Origin of the sequence: Janibacter indicus (assembly GCF_900176385.1) — a bacterium.
Classification (GTDB): Bacteria; Actinomycetota; Actinomycetes; order Actinomycetales; family Dermatophilaceae; genus Janibacter; species Janibacter indicus.
The window spans coordinates 20,150-36,711 of sequence record NZ_FWXN01000015.1 but is presented as its reverse complement, the minus strand read 5'-3'; the positions used below and the strand labels follow the sequence as shown (position 1 = coordinate 36,711).

Sequence of the window (16,562 nt, the reverse complement as noted above, 5' to 3'; positions counted from 1 at the left end):
CCCCTTCGGCTCACATACCGGTGGTCGACCGCGGATAGGGGATCTGCGGGTCGGTGACGACGTTGACGAGGTAGGGGACGCCGGAGGCGCAGGCCCGGTCGAGGGCCGGCCCGATCTGCCGGGGGTCGGTGACCATCTCGCCGGCGCCGCCGAGGGCCCGCACCACCTCGTCGTAGCGGGTCTGCGGGGCCAGGTCGGCGGCGACGTCGTAGCCGTAGAGCATCTGCATCGGCTGCTTCTCCAGACCCCACGCGCCGTTGTTGCCCATGACCATGACGACCGGCAGGTCGTGGCGCACGAGGGTGTCGACGTCCATGAGCGACATGCCGGAGGCGCCGTCGCCGAGGAGCAGCACGACCTGCGACGAAGGGCGGGCGATCCGGGCCGCGATCGCCGCACCGAGGCCCGCGCCCAGGCAGCCGAAGGGCCCCGGGTCGAGCCACGAGCCCGGCCGCGCCGGCTCGACGAAGCGCCCGGCCCACGAGACGAAGTCACCGCCGTCGCCGATGACGACGGCGTCGTCGGCCAATCGCGGGAGCAGCTCGCCGTAGATGCGCGCCGGGTGCGCGGGGGAGACGGCGCTGGTGAGCAGCTCGTGGTCGGCGGCGGCCCGGGCCGCCGACTCCTCGGCGAGGCGGCCGCTCCACGCCGACCAGTCGGCGTGACCGTGCTGCTCGACCACCGTCTGGACGAGGTCGAAGAAGGCGGTGAGGTCGCCGGCTGCGCTCGTCGCAGGGTCGGCATGGGCGCTGATCTGCCCGGGGGAGTCCGCGACGTGCACGACCCGGGCGTCGGGGGCGCCGCCGTGACCGCCGAAGGCCCCGTAGCCCAGCCGGAAGTCGAGGGGGGCGCCGACGACGAGCGCGAGGTCGCACTCGCCGACGGCCGTGCGGCGGGCTCGGGCGACGAGCAGCTCGTGCCCGCCGGGGACGATGCCCCGTCCCAGGCCGTTGGTGATCGTCGGCAGCCCGAGGTCGGTGACGAAGCGCAGCGCCGCGGTCTCGGCCCGGTCGCTCCACACGTCGGTGCCGAGGACGACGAGAGGTCGCTCGGCGGCCGCGAGCAGTCGGGCGATCGTGTCGACGTCCCCGGCGTCGGGAGGCGAAGGGAGGGTCTCGCCCGCGGTGACCGGCCTGCCCTCGGCGTCGCCGTAGAGCTCGTCCATCGGGACGTCGAGCAGGACCGGGCCGCGGTGCGGTGCGGCCGCGAGACGGAAGGCGTCGTCGACCTCGTCGGCGATCTTGTCGACGGAGCCGATCGTCGCGGCCCGCTTGGTCACCGGGCCGAGGAGGCTCGGGTGGTCGAGCTCCTGCAGCGCCCCCCGGCCCCACGAGTAGGTCGCTGCGCGCCCCCCGAGCACGACGAGCGGCGACCCGGAGAAGTGCGCCTGGGTGATCGCGCTGATGCCGTTGGTGACGCCGGGGCCGGCGGTGAGCACCGCGAGGCCCGGGGTGCGGGTGAGCTTGCCGGTGGCCTCCGCGGCGAAGACCGCGGTCTGCTCGTGGCGCACGTCGAGCAGACGCATCGGCGGGTTGGCCGAGACCGCGCCGTCGTAGAGGGGGAAGACGTGCGCTCCCGACAGGGTGAACATCGTCTCCACCCCGTGTGCCGCCGCTGCCGCGACCGCTCGGACTCCGCCACTCACCTCGTCGTGATCCACGCGTTCCATGTTACTCATGGGTATGGTCGCTAGGCTCGGCCCATGACCGAGCCATCGCACACGGTGTGGGAGGACGAGGAGGCCGCTCGCGAGGCGGCGCTCGCCGAGGAGGGCCTCGACCTCGAGCCCGAAGCCACTGGCGGCGACGAGACCGACCCGTCAGGGAGCGACGAGCCCGCCTGAGCGGAGGCGAGCCGAAGGCTCGTCGGGCACTACTCCCTTCGCCCGCGGTCGCGGCGCTGCGTCTCACCCAGTGGCGGTGTGACCATCGTCCCCGTCACAAAGTCTGCGGGTGCGCTCTCCGGTGCCCTAGGTTGCCCAGCGACCACATCCACCACACCCCTCATCACAGGAGTGACGATGCGACTTGGCGTGCCCAAGGAGTCGAAGCGCGGCGAAACCCGCGTCGCGGCGACCCCGAAGACCGTGGAGCAGCTGATCAAGCTCGGATACGACGTCGTCGTCGAGGCCGGGGCCGGTGAGGCGTCCGCCTACCCGGACCAGGCCTACGTCGACGCCGGAGCGAGCCTCGAGAGTGCGGAGCAGGTGTGGGCCAGCGACATCGTCGCCAAGGTCAACGCCCCCACCGACGAGGAGGTTCCGCGGCTGCGCTCCGGGGCGATCCTCGCCTCGCTGCTGGCTCCGGCGCTCAACCCCGACAAGGTCGAGGCGCTGCGCGCGCAGGGCGTGACCGCCCTGGCGATGGACGCGGTGCCGCGTATCTCGCGGGCCCAGTCGCTCGATGTCCTGTCGTCGATGGCCAACATCGCCGGCTACCGCGCGGTCGTCGAGTCGGCGCACGAGTTCGGCGGTCTCTTCACCGGTCAGGTGACGGCCGCGGGCAAGGTGCCGCCGGCCAAGGTGCTCGTCTGCGGCGCCGGCGTGGCCGGTCTGGCCGCGATCGGCGCGGCCGGCTCGCTCGGCGCGATCGTGCGCGCCTTCGACGTGCGGCCCGAGGTGGCCGAGCAGGTCGAGTCGATGGGTGCGGAGTTCCTCCAGATCGATGTCGAGCAGGAGGTGTCGAGCGACGGCTATGCGAAGGAGACCGGTGAGGACTTCAACCGCAAGGCCGCCGAGCTGTACGCCGAGCAGGCCAAGGACGTCGACATCATCATCACCACGGCCCTCATCCCGGGGCGCCCGGCGCCGCGGCTGATCACCGAGGAGATGGTCGCCTCGATGAAGCCGGGGTCGGTCATCGTCGACATGGCCGCCGGCTCCGGGGGCAACGTCGCCGGGTCGGTCGCCGACGAGCGCGTCGTCACCGACAACGGTGTGCGGATCATCGGCTACACCGACCTGGCGGGTCGTCTGCCCACGCAGGCCAGCCAGCTCTACGGCACCAACATCGTCAACCTGCTCAAGCTGGTCACGCCGGACAAGGACGGACAGCCGGTCCTCGACATGGAGGACACGGTCGTGCGCGGCATGACGGTCACCCAGGGTGAGGAGACCCTGTGGCCGCCGCCGCCCGTGCAGGTCTCGGCCGCGCAGTCCACGCCGGCCGCATCGAAGGTCGCCGAGGCTGAGGCTGACAAGAAGCCGGAGAAGCCGCACGACCCCAACCGCAAGTTCTGGTACATCGGTGGCGCCGCGCTCCTCTTCCTCGTCGCGGCCGCCTTCATGCCCGCGGCCTTCCTGTCGCACTTCATCGTCTTCGCGCTGGCGGTCGTCATCGGCTTCTACGTCATCGGCAGCGTCCACCACGCGCTGCACACGCCGCTGATGTCGGTGACCAATGCGATCTCCGGGATCATCGTCGTCGGCGCCCTGCTGCAGGTGACCTCGCCCGACATCGCGATCCAGGTCATCGCCGCAGCTGCCATCTTCTTCGCCAGCATCAACGTCTTCGGTGGGTTCACCGTGACCAACCGGATGCTCAACATGTTCCGGAAGGGCTGAGTCGTGCTGTCCACCGTCGTCACCGCCGCCTACATCGTCGCGGCGCTCCTGTTCATCCTCTCCCTCGCCGGCCTGAGCAAGCACGAGTCGGCCAAGCACGGCAACTGGTTCGGCATGGCCGGCATGACCATCGCCCTGCTCGCCACGATCGCCCTCGTCATCGACGGGGTCTACGGCGAGGGAGAGGCCACCGATGCCGGCAAGTGGGGCCTGGGCGTCCTCGTCGTCACCATGGCCCTGGGTGGTCTCATCGGCGTGCGCATCGCCCGCCGCGTCGAGATGACCGGCATGCCCGAGCTCATCGCGATGATGCACTCCTTCGTCGGTCTGGCCGCCGTGCTCGTCGGCTACAACACCTTCCTCGCCTCGCACGGTGACAGCCCCGAGGCCGTCGCCGAGCACCAGCGCCTCGAGTCCATCGACATGGTCGGGATCCACAACGGCGAGGTCTTCATCGGTGTCTTCATCGGTGCCGTGACCTTCACCGGCTCGATCGTCGCCTACCTCAAGCTCAGCGCGAAGATGAAGTCCTCGCCGCTCGTGCTGCCGGCGCGTCACTGGCTCAACCTGCTCGCCGTGATCGTCTCGATCGGGCTGTGCGTGTGGTTCGTCATCTCCCCGTCGATCGTGCCGCTGGGCATCATGACGGTCATCGCGCTGCTCTTCGGCTGGCACCTCGTCGCCTCGATCGGCGGCGGTGACATGCCGGTCGTCGTCTCGATGCTCAACAGCTACTCGGGCTGGGCGGCGGCCGCGGCGGGCTTCATGCTCTCCAACGACCTGCTCATCGTCACCGGTGCGCTCGTCGGCTCCTCGGGTGCCTTCCTGTCCTACATCATGTGCAAGGCGATGAACCGCTCCTTCATCTCCGTCATCGCCGGCGGCTTCGGGTCCGACGGTCAGGTGACGGGCGAGGACAAGGACTACGGCGAGCACCGTGAGATCCAGGCCGAGCAGGTCGCCGAGCTGCTCTCCGAGGCCTCCTCGGTGGTCATCGCCCCGGGCTACGGCATGGCCGTGGCGCAGGCGCAGTACCCCGTCGCCGATCTCACGGCCCAGCTGCGGGCGAAGGGAGTGGACGTCCGCTTCGGCATCCACCCCGTCGCCGGTCGCCTGCCCGGTCACATGAACGTGCTGCTGGCCGAGGCCAAGGTGCCCTACGACGTCGTGCTCGAGATGGACGAGATCAACGACGACTTCCCCGAGACCGACGTCGTCCTGGTCATCGGCGCCAACGACACGGTCAACCCGGCCGCCTCCGAGGACCCCGGCAGCCCGATCGCGGGCATGCCCGTCCTCGAGGTGTGGAACGCCAAGGACGTCATCGTCTTCAAGCGCTCCATGGCCACCGGCTACGCCGGCGTGCAGAACCCGCTCTTCTTCCGGGACAACACGCAGATGCTCTTCGGTGACGCCAAGGACAAGGTCGGCGAGATCCTCAAGGCCCTCTGAGGCAGCCTGACCGCAGCGAAGGGCGGCGCTCACCGGATCGGGTGGGCGCCGCCCTTCGTCGTCTGCGAGATGTGTCATGGACAATAGTGTGCGACACACACTATGGTGTGACGCATGGACGAAGAACTGCTCGCGGGGCACGTGCAGGAGCTGAGGCGGGGGACCGTCGTGCTCGCCGCCCTCGCCACGCTCGAGGAGCCGCGCTACGGCTACGCGCTGCTCGAGACGCTCGACGCCGCTGGCTTCGCGGTGGACGGCAACACGCTCTACCCGCTCCTGCGGCGCCTGGAGAAGCAGGGGCTGCTGACGAGCGAGTGGAACACCGACGAGGCCAGGCCGCGGAAGTTCTACCGCACAAGCCCGGCCGGCGCCGCCCTGCGCGCCCACCTGTTGACCGAATGGCGATCCCTCGACACCGCGATCGCCGCACTGGACGGAGACCAGTCATGAGTGGCACCAGCCTCACCGATCGTTATGTGTGGACCGTGACCCGCCAGCTCCCGCAGGAGACCGGGCCCGACATCGCCCGTGAGCTGCGCGGCACGATCGAGGAGACGGTCGAAGGGAGGATCGCCGCCGGTGAGGAGCCGGCCGCCGCCGAGCGCGCGACCATCGTCGGCCTCGGGGATCCCGACGTCCTCGCCCGTGAGTACGGCGGACGGCCCAACCACCTCATCGGTCCGGCGTTCTTCCCCGCGTGGGTGCGGTTGGTCCGGCTGCTGCTGGCCATCCTCGTGCCGCTCGCCGTCGTCGGCACCGTCATCGCGCATGCCATGGGCACCGATGCCGGCTTCGGCGCGATCGTGGGGGAGGGGGCTCTGCTCGCCTTCCAGGTGGCGGTGCACGTCGTCTTCTGGACCACGCTCGTCTTCGCGGTCGCCGAACGCTACGGCAGCCCGGGCGAGCAGCAGGGTCTGGTCGGCGAGTGGAACCCGGACGAGCTCGCCGATCCGGCCGACCGTGCCCGACGGGCCAGCCTGGCGGAGATGCTCTTCGAGGTCGTCTCGACCCTCGTCGTCATCGGCCTGTGCCTGTGGCAGTGGGGAGGAGTCGGGGCGCACGCGGTGCAGGTCCTCGACCCGGCGCTGGCCCTGGGCTGGCGGGCGATCATCATCGGCTTCCTCGCCGTCGACGTCCTCGTCACCGTGGCGGCGTGGGCGCGCGGCGGCTGGTCCGCCCCGCTGGCGGTCGTCAGCCTGGTGAGCGCCGTCGTCTCGGGTGTCGTGCTCGTCTGGCTGCTGCTCACCGACCGGCTGCTGACCGACCTGCCGGCGCAGTTCCACGAGACCTTTGGGTGGAGCCGGGACTGGAGCCTGTCGATGGCCGCCGTGGCCGTCGGCATCGCCGTCATCTGCGGCTGGGAGGCCGTCACCGCACTGCGCCGCCTGCGCGACTCCGACCCCGCCTGACCCTGCATTGCCCTACGGCAATGCGCGCTCCTGACTGCATTGCCTTACGGCAATGCGAAGGGGGGAGGGGCGTCAGTAGGCGTCGGGGTCGTAGGGCGGCAGCTCGCCGGTGTCGGCGTCGCGGTCGCGGCGCAGCAGGTCGCGGCTGCGGTAGATCGACGCGCCGTGCGAGACGACCGGCGGGTCCTCGTAGCCGTCGGTCGGCGGGCCGCCGACGTAGACGCCGTCGACGACGCCGAGGCGCGTGGTGAAGTCCTCGGACGTCTCCCAGGCCGGCTCGTCGTCCGCAGACCCCCCTTCGTCATCGTCGTCGAGGGGGCCCATGCCGAAGACCACCGAGCAGATCGCCCGGTAGTTGTCGTCCGGGTCGGGGACGTACTCGATGCTGGACAGGGCCTGGTCCTGGCCGGCGCTCTCGAGGACGAAGGTGCCGTAGCCGAGCAGTCGCCCGAGCAGCGAGCGCTCGTAGCCCATGTCGGTGACCTTCTTCAGCGGCATCATCGAGACCTTGTGGTTGATCCACCCCTCGAAGAGCACGATCCGCTTGTCGGTGGCGACGACGCGGGTGTGGCGCCACTCGATCCACTTCCACGCGGCCCAACCGACGACGGCGAACCAGGCCCACCAGACGTAGCCGAGGATGCCGGCATTGGCGTCGCTCACCGACAGGTCCAGCCAGACGACGAGCGCGAGCACGCCGACGACGATCGCGAAGGGCTTGAGGAGCACGATCCGGTGGTGCCGGATCTCCGCCACCGGGGTCTCGCCCGGGAGGAGGTACTTGCGCAGCCCCCGGTGGGCCACGCGGGCGACCTCCGCTGCCATCGCTACCTCGCGATGAGCGAGTCGAAGAAGCGGCCGATGTTGGTCACGCCGTTGGCGATGACGTCCCAGGCGGAGCCGACGATGTTGGCGGCCTCGGTCGGCGACGTGAGGATGGCGTAGAGCAGGAAGATCGTGAGCAGCCAGAGGACGATCTTCTTGATCGGCGGCGTGTTCATGACTCGTTCTCTTCCGTCGTCAGGCAGGCAGATGGACGCCCGGGCGGGCGCGAATCCTGCCCAGTGTTGCAGATGTGACGGGTGTGACGGGTCAGACCACGCCGTAGAGCCGGTCGCCGGCGTCACCGAGGCCGGGGACGATGTAGCCCTGCTCGTTGAGCCGCTCGTCGATCGCCCCGGTCACGAGGGTCACCGGCACGTCGAGGTCGGCCAGCTCGCGCTCGATGCCCTCGATGCCCTCCGGTGCGGCGAGGAGGGTGACGGCCGTGATGTCGTCCGCGCCGCGGTCGACGAGGTACTGGATCGACATCGCGAGCGTCCCACCGGTGGCGAGCATCGGGTCGAGGACGTAGCACTGTCGGCCGGACAGGTCGTCGGGCAGGCGGTTGGCGTAGGTCACCGCCTCGAGGGTCTCCTCGTTGCGCAGCATGCCGAGGAAGCCCACCTCGGCGGTCGGCAGCAGCCGGACCATGCCCTCGAGCATGCCCAGGCCGGCGCGCAGGATCGGCACGACGAGCGGCTTGGGCGTCGACAGCTTGATGCCCGTCGTCGCGCTCACCGGGGTCTCGATGTCGAAGGGCTCGGTGCGCACCTCACGCGTCGCCTCGTAGGCGAGCAGGGTGACGAGCTCGTCGGCGAGCCGACGGAAGGTCGGGCTGTCGGTGCCCTTGTGCCGCAGGTAGGTCAGCTTGTGGGCGATGAGCGGGTGGTCCGCGACGATGACGCGCATGGTGCCGAAACTACCGTGCGGGAGACTGTCCCCGTGAGTCCCGACCCCACCCGTCCGCAGCGCCCCGTCGAGGAGGCGTGGATGGACCGGGCCCTCGAGCTGGCCCGTGAGGCCGCCGCGGACGGCGACATCCCCGTGGGTGCGCTCGTCGTCGACGCGGCCGGCGTGATCATCGGCGAAGGGCGCAACACCCGTGAGCGCGACGGCGACCCGACCGGCCACGCGGAGGTCGTGGCGATGCGCGCCGCGGCGGAGGCGAAGGGGGAGTGGCGCCTCACGGGGTGCACGCTCGTCGTCACCCTCGAGCCGTGCCCGATGTGCGCCGGTGCCGTCGTTGCCAGCCGCGTCCCACGCGTGGTCCTCGGGGCGTGGGACCCCAAGATGGGCGCCTGCGGGTCGGTGTGGGACGTCGTGCGCGATCGCCGGTCGGCCCACCGGGCCGAGGTCGTCGGCGGGGTGCGCGAAGGGGAGGCCGCGCGCCTGCTCCTGGACTTTTTCGAGGGCCGCCGCGACGGCTCGCCACGATAGGTGACGGCACTCTCCCTTCGCCCGATTGGGGACCGGCCGCCTCGACCTTGTATTGTGCTCCGCGGTGGCGTGTCCGAGCGGCCTAAGGAGAACGCCTCGAAAGCGTTTGTCGGTTGACGCCGACCGTGGGTTCAAATCCCACCGCCACCGCCAGCTGACCGCGGGCCCCACCCCATGCCGGGTGGGGCCTGCGGCGGTCTGCGGCACGTCTGGTTGTCTGGGGCCCATGCGTCGTCCCGTCCGTGCCCTCGTGTCCGCCGCCGCTCTCACCGCGCTCGCGGTCCCACTCGGTGCCTGCGACCGCTGGAGCTCCAAGTGCGACACCGACAACACCTGCACGATCAAGATCCAGGGCGATGAGTTCTACGACTTCCCGCGGCCCTACGACACGGACGACGGACTGAGGTCCCGCGACCGCATCCGACTCGTCTCGGCGACGCAGGGCGGTGAGGCGCTCATCCAGGCCGGTGGGGTCGAGAGCACGTGCACGCAGGGCAGCAGCTTCCAGATCGTCGACACGACGATCACCTGCGACGTCGTCGGTGACGACAAGGTCGAGCTGACGACGACCCGCCCCTGACCGGTCAGCGGCCGACGTGACCGGTCAGCAGGCGGCGACGCGGCTCTCGTCGACGAGCTGGCGGAACTGCGGTCCGACGACGACGTCGACGGTGCGTCGCTGGCGGGTGTCCTTGATCCGCTGGAAGTCGCCGGTGTGCCGCAGCACGAGCTGGGCGTCGGCCATGCTGTTGCTGCCGTAGCGCAGCTCGCCGCGGCCGGTGATCGTGCGCTTCTTCGGGTCGTTGGCGATCGTCTTGACGGTGAAGCCGCGGGACTTGAGCTGGGCGGCGACCCGGGCGGCCAGACCGTCGCGGTCGGTCGCGTTGTAGACGTTGACCTCGACCTGCTGGGGCGAGGTCGTGCATGCCGGGCGGTTGTCCGTCGTGGTGCCCGAGGCGCTGCCGGACTCGGCGGCACGGATGTAGGACATCGCGTACCAGAAGGAGAAGAAGAGCAGCAGGAGCACGACGACGACGGTGATGATCGCCCGCTGCCGGCGGGCTCTGGCCCCGCTGCCGGCCCCGTAGTACTCCCCGTCGCTCACGGTCGGTCCTCAGTCGTCGAGCTCGAGCACCCGGGCGTGCAGGGTGGAGCGCTGCTGCAGCGCGGCACGCAGGGCGCGGTGCAGGCCGTCCTCGAGGTAGTGGCGTTCGCGCCAGAGGACGACGTGGGGGAAGAGGTCGCCGTAGAAGGTGGAGTCATCGGCGAGCAGGTCGTGCAGGTTGAGCGCGCTCTTGGTCGTCGTCAGCTGCTCGAGGCGCACCGCGCGGGGCGGGACGTCGGCCCAGTCGCGAGGAGCCGAGCGCCCGTGGGCGGGGTAGGGGCGGGTGTCACCGACGGACTGGAAGATCACCCGGACACGATAAGAGGGGCCGCCGACGGTGACCGCACTAGGCTCCGGCTTGTGACCGACTCTTCACTCCTGGACTCCATCCGCGCCGGCTACGCCTTCGAGACGCCGGCGGTCGAGCTCGGCGCCACCGTCGTCGACGGCCAGCCCCATGCCGATGCCCCCGTGCGGGTGCCGCTGGCGAGCCTGACCAAGCACGGCCTGGTCGCCGGTGCCACCGGCACCGGCAAGACCAAGAGCCTGCAGGTCATGGCCGAGCAGCTCTCCGCTGCAGGCGTGCCGGTCTTCCTCGCGGACATCAAGGGTGACCTCTCGGGCATCGCCACCCCGGGCGAAGGGGGCGAAAAGCTCACCTCGCGCAGTGCCTCCGTCGGTCAGGACTGGCAGGCCACGGGCTACCCGACCGAGTTCCTCACCCTCGGTGGTCAGGGCACGGGGGTCCCGATCCGCACGACGATCACGAGCTTCGGTCCGACCCTGCTGAGCAAGGTCCTGGGCCTCAACGCGACCCAGGAGTCGAGCCTGGGCCTGATCTTCCACTTCGCCGACAAGCAGGGTCTGGCGTTGCTCGATCTCAAGGACCTGCGCGCGGTGATCCAGCACCTGGTCTCCGACGAGGGCAAGGCCGAGCTCAAGGCCCTCGGTGGCCTCTCGAGCGCGACGGCCGGCGTGATCCTACGTCAGCTCATCGCCTTCGAGGACCAGGGCGCCGACGTCTTCTTCGGCGAGCCGGAGTTCGACACGGCTGACCTGCTGCGGGTCGCCGACGACGGCCGGGGAGTCGTGAGCTGCCTGGAGCTGCCCGCCGTGCAGCAGCGTCCCCAGCTCTTCTCGACCTTCCTCATGTGGCTGCTCGCCGACCTCTTCCAGGACCTGCCCGAGGTCGGTGACGTCGACAAGCCGAAGCTCGTCTTCTTCTTCGACGAGGCGCACCTGCTCTTCGACGAGGCGAGCAAGCCCTTCCAGGACGCCATCGAGCAGACGGTCCGGCTCATCCGCTCGAAGGGAGTGGGCGTCTTCTTCGTGACGCAGAGCCCCAAGGACGTGCCGGCCGACGTGCTCGCCCAGCTCGGCAACCGGGTGCAGCACCAGCTGCGGGCCTTCACCCCCGAGGACGCCAAGGCGATCAAGGCGGCGGTCACGACCTACCCGCACACCGACTACGACCTCGAGGAGCTGCTCACCCAGCTCGGCACGGGCGAGGCCGTCGTGACCGTCCTCGGTGACAAGGGCACACCGACCCCCGTTGCGCACACGATGATGCGCGCGCCCCAGTCGCTCATGGCGCCCTCGGCGCCGGAGCTGCTCGAGCAGACCACCACTGCCTCGCCCCTCGCCCCGAGGTACTCCGAGGCGCTCGACCGAGAGTCCGCCTACGAAAAGCTCTCGGCCAAGCTCCAGGCCGCTCCTGCGGAGGACGAGCCGAAGGGGGAGGGCGCTGCCCCGCAGCAGGCCAAGGCGCCGAAGGCTCCCAAGCAGCCCAAGGAGAAGCCGGGCCTGGTCGAGCAGGTCGTCGGCAGCTCCGCCTTCAAGTCGGCACTGCGCTCCGCGGGCACGGTCATCGGCCGCGAGATCACGCGCTCGCTCTTCGGCACCAGCCGGCGTCGCCGCTGAGGCCGGCCGGCGCCCTCGGTCACCGACCGGGGGAGTGATCCCCATCGACCGCGGCACGGGCCCTTGACAGGATTGCCTGCAACACACAACGGCGAGGGTGAGGAGCAGTGCCATGACGGGCGTCACCCACGGGGCGGATGCCGCGCGGTTGGACGAGATCAGCGGGCAGCTGCGCGTCCAGGGCGAGCAGGTGGGCCAGATCGGGGAGACCCTCGGCGTGGTCTCGGGGACTCTGCGGGAGGCGTGGAGCGGCCCCGACATGGAGCACCTGCTGGCCCACCGACCAGCTGCGCCCGGCGATCGCCCGCACCGGGGCCTCCCTCGTGGCGTGGGCCGACGCCCTGCGCGAGCAGGCGGACCAGCAGCGGACCGGCTCCGGCGAAGGGGGATCCCGCGGCTCCTCCGTGGTCGACAACCTCGTGGGGGCCCGCACCTCCGGCAGCGCCACAGCGCGCCCGGACCTGTCGGGGGTGACGGGCGTCTTCCGCGACCTCGTCGGTGGGATGTCCGCCGGGGGAGGCTCTCCCTTCGGGGGTCTGCCCGCCGGCAGCATGGCCAATGCCATCGGAGACGGACCCCAGACCGACCCCGGTGAGCTGCGTCAGCCCGGGTCGGTGACCACGTCCGACACGGCCGAGGGCAAGAAGTCCGCCTTCAAGATCGAGGCCGGGACGGCCACGACCGTGGGCAACTCCCGGGAGTCCGTGGACTCGGAGGGACGCAGCGTCCAGACCACGACGGTCACCGCGGAGGCGTCCGTGGTCGGCTCCGTCGGGGGCGAGAGCAAGAAGGGCACGGGCGTCGCCCTCGAGGACGGGGGCGGGTCGCGGGTCAGCTACTCCGTCACGGCACCCGTGGGCGTCGACCCCCTGAGCATCGACCCGACGGACCCGCAGTCGTGGCCGCCCGGCACGAGCGTGCGCTTCGACGAGGAGTTCTACGCCACGCTGGGTCTCTCGGGCAGCTTCCGTGGCCTCATGGCCTCGGGCGGTCTGGAGAACGGCGTCGGTGGCTACGTCGAGGTGTCGAAGGGGGAGGGCGACCAGGTGGTCGTCCTCGTCGGGGACGAGAAGTTCTCGCGGGCCTCGCAGGAGGTCGGGGTCGGGACGCCCGATGCCAACGTCAAGGTCGGTGGGTCCAACGAGGTCTCCACCGGCACCGCCAAGGAGGTCGTCATCGACCTGTCGACCCCCGAGGGCCGGGAGACCTACCTGACCCTGCTCGAGGGCGGGGAGGCCCCGACCGTCGACGCACCGGGCGTCGTGGACGTCGCCGACCTGCAGGTCGTCTGGGTCTCGAAGTCGGCGGGTGCGTCCGGGACGCTCGGCGACTGGAGCGCGGGCGGCAACTTCGCGGAGTGGAGCACCGGCGGGGGTCCAGCGCACGCACGCCGACGGGACGACGTCGCTGGAGTGGAACGAGGTGCAGAACGAGACCCAGATCGGCGGTGTCACCGTCTTCGACGCCAATGGCGACATGATCGAGGACAAGAGCGCCGTCTACATGCGGCTCGAGGGCGTGGACCCCTCCCAGGCGGGGAACTACAACCGCAACTACCTCGACGAGGACGTCTCGCCCACCGGTGAGCACAACGTCGTCATCGACCTGACCCACGGCGACATCTCGCAGATGAAGACGCAGGCCGCGCAGGCACAGGCGGCGATGATCAACGCCGACCCGGACGCCTACCCGCACTTCCCCGGGGCGGGGGAGCGCGAGATCACCTCATCGGACGTGCTCCGCCACGTGGCGACCACCGAGGACGCCTGGATCGAGCTCAACGGGATGGACACGGCGACCCAGCAGATCCTCCTCGCCGACAGCGACCTGGAGGTCGTCAAGACGATGATGTCGACGGGTGGGGCCGCTGGAGTTCCAGCAGGAGCTGGCGGCGGACTACTACCGCTCGAAGGGCGAGCGCATCACGCCCGTCGGCGAGGTGAAGAGTCAGCGCTCCGCCTGACCGGGAGAGGGCTCAGGCGCCGCCCACCGGCGGGCCGACAGCCAGCGCGATCGCGGTGAGCACCGCGACGGCCACGACGAGGCCGAGCGCCGCGAGGCCGGGGCGGCGCAGGGCGCCGGAGACCAGACCCTCGACGGGGCCGGAGGCGGCCCCCTTCGTCCGCAGTCGCCAGGAGTCGCCGAGCTGGCCCTCGCGCTGGAGCCACCGCTCGGTCCACAGCGTGACGAGCGGCGGGATGGCGCTCGCGAGCGCGACGAGGCCGTGCTTGGTGCTCCACCGCTGGTCGACCCAGACGATGACGGTCACGAGCACGTAGGCGATGAAGACGATGCCGTGGAGCATGCCGCCGATGCGCACGCCGAGCTCCGTGGTCTCGGTGACGTACTTGAGGAACATGCCGATGAGCAGCAGGGTCCACGTCACCGCCTCGGCGGTCGCGACGGTCGTGTAGAGGCGGCGGGGAGAGGGCAACGACATGCCCACCATCGTCGCCGACGGGTGTCGAAGGGGTGAAATCCGCCCGATTTCGAGGTAGCCGATCGCTCGGGTAATCTCTCCCGCGGAGGATTCGCATAGTGGCCTAGTGCGCGCGCTTGGAAAGCGCGTTGAGTGAAAGCTCTCAGGGGTTCGAATCCCCTATCCTCCGCCAGAGCGAAGCCCCGGTCCTCACGACCGGGGCTTCTGCGCTGTCACGGCGCCACCCCGACTTTGGTCCGGGGCCAGGGCCACGTAGACTCGGCGATCGGCACCCCGCGTGGTGGTACCTCACCGAACTCCCCCAGGGCAGGAATGCAGCAAGGGTAGGCGAGCTCTTCCAGGTGCGCGGGGTGTCCTTTTTTGTGCGCTCACGACCCCGGAATGCCGCGGGAGATCGCAGATGTGCGATCGCTCCCGAGTGGCATGCGTCGCATATCCCCCTAGGTTGGGTGCAAGCGGTCGCGGCTGCGATCGCCCCCCACTCAAGGAGGCGGATCATGGACACCTGGATCTGGATCATCGTCGGGATCCTGCTGGTGCTGCTCGTCATCGGGCTCATCGCAGCACTGGCCAGGGGCTCGAAGGCCAAGCGCGTCGAGCGCGAGCGTGCCGAGGCCGAGCAGCTGCGGCAGGAGGCCGCCGAGCGCGAGCGGCAGACCCGCGAGAGCCAGGCCGCGGCGCAGGCCAGCGACGCCGACGCCCGTGCGGCCAAGGCCGAGGCCGACCGCCAGGCCGCGGAGGCCGAGCGCCAGGCCGCCGAGGCGGAGAAGCGCCGCATCGCGGCCGAGCAGAAGCAGGAGGCCGCCGCCGGTCAGGCGGAGGTCGCCCAGCAGGACCAGCAGGCCTACGACGCCAAGCTGCGTGAGGCCGATGCCAAGGACCCCGACGTCCTGACCGACGAGCACGGCAACCGCATCGATGACGCCGACCGCGACCTCGATCGCGACCGCCGGGGCGCCGGCGCCGGGGCCGGGGCCGGGGCCGTGGCCGGGGGCGCGGCCGTCGGTGCCGGTGGGGCCACCGCGGCTGCCGCAGGTGCTCACGATGACCGTGCTGATGACCGGCGGTCCGACGAGGTGCGTGCCGACGAGGTGCGCGCTGACGACCGTGGCGGCCGGGACCAGGGCTTCGTCGACGACAACCGCGACGGCTACCGCGACGGCGTCATCGAGTCCGAGGACCCCTACGCGGAGGGCGATCCCGTCACGGGTGACCCGCGCCCGGTGGGGGATGCCCGAGCCCACGCTGCCCCCGAGCCGGGGGTCGACCCGACCGGTGGTCGTCACGCGGCTGTCGACGAGCCCCTGCCGCCGGCCGGCACCCAGCCCGTCGAGGAGCCCGCGGGTCGCCACGCCGGCGCCGAGCCGGTGGTCCACGACCAGGGTGCTCGTCCGGGTCAGGTGGACGAGCCCGCCGGCGCGACGCCCGCGGCCGCACCCGCACCGGCTGACGTCGATGCGGCACGCGGCTGGGAGTCGTCCGACCCGACCCGCCCGGACACCACGCCGGCCCCGGAGACGACGGGAGGGGACCTCCCTTCGTCCTCGACCGGGCAGGCACCGCCCGCCGACGTGCCGCCGGCCGACCCGGCTCGTGGCGACGTGCCCCCCGCGGACCCGGCCGCACCGCCGGTCGACCCCGGCCGCGAGCGCGGCCACCTGGCGCCGGAGGAGCGCCCGCAGCCCGATCAGGGCAAGGGCTTCTTCGACAAGGTGCGCGATAAGGTCGACGAGGTGCGCGACGACCGCCGCCGCAGCTGACCTGACGGTGGGCCCATCATCCTCCGGGATGGCGGGCCTTCGCCGTGCCGATGACCCAAGGAGTCACATGAAGATCGCCATCGTCCTCGGAAGCACCCGCCCGGGCCGCTTCGGCGCACAGGTTGCCGACTGGGTCATGGACCAGGTCGCCGGCCGCGACGACGCCGAGTACGAGCTCGTCGACCTCGCCGACTACGACCTCGACCTGCTCAACGAGCCGACCGTCCCGGGCGCGGCGAAGCGACAGTACGACAACCCCAAGACCCGCCGTTGGAGCGAGACGATCGACGGGTTCGACGGCTTCGTCTTCGTCACCCCGGAGTACAACCACGGCGTGCCGGCGGCCCTGAAGAATGCCTTCGACGTCCTCTACCCCGAGTGGGGCCACAAGGGCATCGCGCTGGTCTCCTACGGCGCCGACTGCGGGGTCCGAGCCGTCGAGCACTGGCGCACGATCGTCGCCAACGCCCAGATGCACGTCGTCCGCGGCCAGGTCTCCTTCTCGACGATGCTCGAGGTCGAGCAGGGCGAGGACGGCGACGTCTTCGCGCCGGCCGAGCGCCGGGCCAAGGAGCTCGGCAACGTCCTGCGTCAGCTGACGCGGCTCACCGAGGCGACCGCCTCCCTTCGCGCCTGATCCCGCGCATCCACAGCG

19 protein-coding genes, 2 tRNA genes and 1 other RNA gene are annotated in these 16,562 nt (G+C 70.9%); 15 read left to right on the top strand and 7 right to left on the bottom strand.

The window, feature by feature from the left end; all coding sequences use genetic code 11:
- Positions 1-10: 10 nt before the first annotated feature.
- Positions 11-1,669, bottom strand: a complete 1,659-nt coding sequence (locus B9B60_RS16000) for an acetolactate synthase (protein WP_084452993.1) — start codon at positions 1,667-1,669, stop codon at positions 11-13.
- Positions 1,670-1,702: 33 nt separating this feature from the next.
- Between B9B60_RS16000 and B9B60_RS17250 the strand changes: the two genes are divergently transcribed.
- From B9B60_RS17250 to B9B60_RS15985, 5 genes are all read left to right on the top strand, one after another.
- Positions 1,703-1,843: a hypothetical protein gene (locus B9B60_RS17250; protein WP_159451240.1), complete on the top strand. Its 141-nt coding sequence runs from the start codon at positions 1,703-1,705 to the stop codon at positions 1,841-1,843.
- A gap of 177 nt (positions 1,844-2,020) precedes the next feature.
- Positions 2,021-3,562: a Re/Si-specific NAD(P)(+) transhydrogenase subunit alpha gene (locus B9B60_RS17020; RefSeq protein ID WP_143445629.1), complete on the top strand. Its 1,542-nt coding sequence runs from the start codon at positions 2,021-2,023 to the stop codon at positions 3,560-3,562.
- Between the two features lie 3 nt (positions 3,563-3,565).
- On the top strand, positions 3,566-5,014 hold the full coding sequence (pntB, locus tag B9B60_RS17015) for a Re/Si-specific NAD(P)(+) transhydrogenase subunit beta (protein WP_143445628.1): 1,449 nt from the start codon (positions 3,566-3,568) through the stop codon (positions 5,012-5,014).
- A gap of 114 nt (positions 5,015-5,128) precedes the next feature.
- A complete protein-coding gene (locus B9B60_RS15990) occupies positions 5,129-5,464 on the top strand; it encodes a PadR family transcriptional regulator (RefSeq protein WP_072625545.1) in 336 nt (111 codons plus the stop codon).
- Positions 5,461-6,423, top strand: a complete 963-nt coding sequence (locus B9B60_RS15985; RefSeq protein ID WP_143445627.1) for a permease prefix domain 1-containing protein — start codon at positions 5,461-5,463, stop codon at positions 6,421-6,423. The genes B9B60_RS15990 and B9B60_RS15985 overlap by 4 nt, the downstream gene beginning before the upstream one ends.
- 72 nt (positions 6,424-6,495) lie before the next feature.
- On the opposite strand, the gene B9B60_RS15980 is transcribed toward B9B60_RS15985, so the two are convergent.
- The 3 genes from B9B60_RS15980 to upp all read right to left on the bottom strand — a co-directional run bounded on the left by B9B60_RS15980 (position 6,496) and on the right by upp (position 8,154).
- The gene (locus B9B60_RS15980; RefSeq protein ID WP_084452989.1) at positions 6,496-7,248 is read right to left on the bottom strand and encodes a PH domain-containing protein; all 753 of its coding nucleotides are present in this window, start codon (positions 7,246-7,248) and stop codon (positions 6,496-6,498) included.
- Between the two features lie 2 nt (positions 7,249-7,250).
- Positions 7,251-7,424, bottom strand: coding sequence for a hypothetical protein (locus B9B60_RS17360; RefSeq protein ID WP_164513600.1), 174 nt, complete (start codon positions 7,422-7,424; stop codon positions 7,251-7,253).
- A 91-nt stretch (positions 7,425-7,515) separates the two neighbouring features.
- Positions 7,516-8,154 (bottom strand): uracil phosphoribosyltransferase, encoded by a 639-nt coding sequence (gene upp, locus B9B60_RS15975; RefSeq protein WP_084452987.1) that lies wholly within the window; start codon positions 8,152-8,154, stop codon positions 7,516-7,518.
- An 81-nt stretch (positions 8,155-8,235) separates the two neighbouring features.
- Here upp and B9B60_RS15970 point away from each other — a divergent pair, with 81 nt between their 5' ends.
- The 3 genes from B9B60_RS15970 (at position 8,236) to B9B60_RS15960 (ending at position 9,262) form a co-directional block, all read left to right on the top strand.
- Positions 8,236-8,682 (top strand): nucleoside deaminase, encoded by a 447-nt coding sequence (locus B9B60_RS15970; RefSeq protein WP_084452985.1) that lies wholly within the window; start codon positions 8,236-8,238, stop codon positions 8,680-8,682.
- A gap of 63 nt (positions 8,683-8,745) precedes the next feature.
- Positions 8,746-8,835 (top strand) — tRNA-Ser (locus tag B9B60_RS15965).
- Positions 8,836-8,908: 73 nt separating this feature from the next.
- Positions 8,909-9,262, top strand: a complete 354-nt coding sequence (locus B9B60_RS15960) for a hypothetical protein (protein ID WP_084452983.1) — start codon at positions 8,909-8,911, stop codon at positions 9,260-9,262.
- A gap of 24 nt (positions 9,263-9,286) precedes the next feature.
- On the opposite strand, the gene B9B60_RS15955 is transcribed toward B9B60_RS15960, so the two are convergent.
- Both B9B60_RS15955 and B9B60_RS15950 read right to left on the bottom strand, forming a co-directional pair.
- Positions 9,287-9,787 carry a LytR C-terminal domain-containing protein gene (locus B9B60_RS15955; RefSeq protein WP_084452981.1) on the bottom strand — a complete coding sequence of 167 codons (501 nt, stop codon included), beginning with the start codon at positions 9,785-9,787 and terminating at the stop codon, positions 9,287-9,289.
- 9 nt (positions 9,788-9,796) lie between these two features.
- Positions 9,797-10,096: a hypothetical protein gene (locus B9B60_RS15950; protein WP_072625538.1), complete on the bottom strand. Its 300-nt coding sequence runs from the start codon at positions 10,094-10,096 to the stop codon at positions 9,797-9,799.
- Positions 10,097-10,147: 51 nt separating this feature from the next.
- Between B9B60_RS15950 and B9B60_RS15945 the strand changes: the two genes are divergently transcribed.
- The 3 genes from B9B60_RS15945 (at position 10,148) to B9B60_RS17245 (ending at position 13,729) form a co-directional block, all read left to right on the top strand.
- Positions 10,148-11,707 (top strand): helicase HerA-like domain-containing protein, encoded by a 1,560-nt coding sequence (locus B9B60_RS15945; RefSeq protein WP_084452978.1) that lies wholly within the window; start codon positions 10,148-10,150, stop codon positions 11,705-11,707.
- Between the two features lie 323 nt (positions 11,708-12,030).
- On the top strand, positions 12,031-13,293 hold the full coding sequence (locus B9B60_RS15940; RefSeq protein ID WP_084452976.1) for a hypothetical protein: 1,263 nt from the start codon (positions 12,031-12,033) through the stop codon (positions 13,291-13,293).
- Positions 13,226-13,729, top strand: a complete 504-nt coding sequence (locus tag B9B60_RS17245) for a hypothetical protein (RefSeq protein ID WP_159451239.1) — start codon at positions 13,226-13,228, stop codon at positions 13,727-13,729. Before B9B60_RS15940 ends, B9B60_RS17245 begins: the two co-directional genes overlap by 68 nt.
- Here B9B60_RS17245 and B9B60_RS15930 read toward each other — a convergent pair.
- Positions 13,683-14,147: a DUF3817 domain-containing protein gene (locus tag B9B60_RS15930; RefSeq protein ID WP_084452972.1), complete on the bottom strand. Its 465-nt coding sequence runs from the start codon at positions 14,145-14,147 to the stop codon at positions 13,683-13,685. The two genes, B9B60_RS17245 and B9B60_RS15930, sit on opposite strands and share 47 nt — an antisense overlap.
- 84 nt (positions 14,148-14,231) lie before the next feature.
- Between B9B60_RS15930 and B9B60_RS15925 the strand changes: the two genes are divergently transcribed.
- The 4 genes from B9B60_RS15925 (at position 14,232) to B9B60_RS15910 (ending at position 16,544) form a co-directional block, all read left to right on the top strand.
- Positions 14,232-14,319 (top strand) — tRNA-Ser (locus B9B60_RS15925).
- A 92-nt stretch (positions 14,320-14,411) separates the two neighbouring features.
- Positions 14,412-14,508: signal recognition particle sRNA small type (gene ffs, locus B9B60_RS15920), an RNA gene on the top strand.
- A gap of 136 nt (positions 14,509-14,644) precedes the next feature.
- Complete coding sequence (locus B9B60_RS15915) at positions 14,645-15,907, top strand: hypothetical protein (RefSeq protein ID WP_084452970.1); 1,263 nt, start codon at positions 14,645-14,647, stop codon at positions 15,905-15,907.
- A 67-nt stretch (positions 15,908-15,974) separates the two neighbouring features.
- Positions 15,975-16,544, top strand: coding sequence for an NADPH-dependent FMN reductase (locus B9B60_RS15910; protein ID WP_084452968.1), 570 nt, complete (start codon positions 15,975-15,977; stop codon positions 16,542-16,544).
- Positions 16,545-16,562: the final 18 nt, after the last annotated feature.